General features: G+C 63.2%; 3 protein-coding genes. 1 reads left to right on the forward strand and 2 read right to left on the reverse strand.

Annotation, left to right across the window (positions count from 1 at the left end):
- On the reverse strand, positions 1–308 hold a 308-nt coding region (locus tag ACH2EH_RS08715; protein ID WP_395140820.1), incomplete at its 3' end, for a pyridoxal-phosphate dependent enzyme.
- A gap of 26 nt (positions 309–334) precedes the next feature.
- Here ACH2EH_RS08715 and ACH2EH_RS08720 point away from each other — a divergent pair.
- Positions 335–1,603, forward strand: a complete 1,269-nt coding sequence (locus ACH2EH_RS08720) for a hypothetical protein (protein ID WP_395140822.1) — start codon at positions 335–337, stop codon at positions 1,601–1,603.
- Here the strand turns inward: ACH2EH_RS08720 and ACH2EH_RS08725 are convergent.
- Positions 1,570–1,835: hypothetical protein (locus tag ACH2EH_RS08725; protein ID WP_395140824.1), on the reverse strand; the 266-nt coding region annotated here is incomplete at its 5' end. The two genes, ACH2EH_RS08720 and ACH2EH_RS08725, sit on opposite strands and share 34 nt — an antisense overlap.

Below are 1,835 nucleotides of genomic sequence, written 5' to 3' on the forward strand. Positions count from 1 at the left end.
CGCTCCGGCATCCAGATGGTCGCCGCAATGCCCGCCATCCGCGCCGCCAGCGCCACGCCCTGCGCGTGGTTGCCCGCCGACGCCGCGATGACGCCCCGCGCTTTTTCATCGTCGGTCATCGTGGCAATGCGCCAGGTGGCACCGCGAATCTTAAACGAGCCCGTCGCCTGGAGATTTTCCATCTTCAAGTGGAGCCCCAGGCAGCCCGTCTGCGCCGAGACCGCGCCCGATGTGTAGAGCGGCGTGCGACGCACTTTGTCTCGCACACAGCTCTCGTAGGCGTGGCGAATCATTTCTGGTGAGACCATGACGCCATTGTACCGAAAATAACCCCGTGACAAAGAAAAACGAGCTATTCTGGGTTCTCGTGCTGTTCGCACTGGTGGCGGGGCTAAGTCTCGCCATCCAGAAACCGCTGACCTACCACGACGGCCAGGGCTGGGACGGGGTTGCCTACGTCCAGATGGCCCAGCAGATGGCACACCACGAGCGCCCGAGCGCCATCGGCCCGTTCGCCTTTCGCCTCGGAACGCCCGCGCTGGTGGCGTGGCTCTTCCCCAATCATCTCCTGCTCGGTTTCCGCCTCGTCAATCTGGCTGCGTGCTTTCTCTCAGTCATCTTACTGACGCTCTGGCTGCGGCGCTTTATCCAAAATCCCTGGCTGCGCCTCGCCCTGATCGCGGCGTTTCTCACGCAGTGGCACGCCCCGCTCCGCTTCACGACGCACTACGCCGCCTACACCGATCCGTGGCTGTTTGTGTTCGTGCTGGTAGCGCTGCTTCTGAACCCACCCGGCCACTCGCACAGCTCGCGTCCACCCTCCCTTGAACCAAGGGAGGGTCGGCGCAGTGAGGAACGAACGAAGCCGGGGTGGGTTCTGGTGGGTGGGTTCGAGTGGAGGCTGGTGCTGCTTTGTTTCCTCGGCGCACTCTTCCGCGAGGCCGTCGTGGTGGTGCCGCTCGCCGTCGCGATCTCCAGCCGAGGGCGACAGTGGCTTCCCTTGCTCGCGGGAGTTCTGGGCGTGGCGGCGACGCATGTACTAGCCACGCAAACCGATGGCTACAGTTTTGCACGGACAATCGGGCAGTGGGCCTACAACAAGCCCTTGCTGGTCTATCTCCACGGGCTCTTTATCGCCTTTGGCCCCGCGCTGGTGCTCCCACTTTTCTTCTGGCGCACAGCGGTGGCGTGGCTGAGGCAGCAGCCTGTGTTGACTTGGATACTAGCCGTCTTTCTCGTGCTTGGCTGGGTCGGCGGCTCGGACACGGAGCGCATTGTCTACTGGGCGATGCCGATAGTCTACGTGCTTTTTGGAGTGATTCTGGAGAAGCATACGCTGCCCAAGAGCTTTTGCATCGTCCTCGTCGCGCTCCAGCTTCTCTCGCACCGTATTTTCTGGACGCTCCCGGACTTCCCGAGCACGGCCCACACGCCGCTCCCGCTCTTCACGCCGCTCACCAGCGCCTGCCAGTACCCCGATCTATGGTCGTTCCAGGCAGAGCGCCGTATCCAGCTTGTCGCGTTGTTGGAATATCTGCTCGTTACTTTTAGCCTCTGGCTCTGGCTACGCTACTCCCCATCCCTCGGGCAGGAGAAGAAGTAAGGGCACGACGGGCACTCGTCGCGCTCGGTGGGGGCGGCGGGGAAGACTTTGAGGGCGATCCCGCGCAGCGCTCGGTCGTAGTCGTCTAGGTGCCGCTCACGGATTCGGGGCCGATCCGCGACGGGTAGGCGGCGACCGTCTTGCAAAAAACGGACGAAGACTTGATCCGGGCCGAAGGTCTCCTGGAGAAGCGAGAGGCGAATATCCGGGTCCGCTTTGGTGGCATCGGGCG

The organism is Armatimonas sp. (genome assembly GCF_043760365.1).
In the GTDB taxonomy this organism is placed as follows: Bacteria; Armatimonadota; Armatimonadia; order Armatimonadales; family Armatimonadaceae; genus Armatimonas.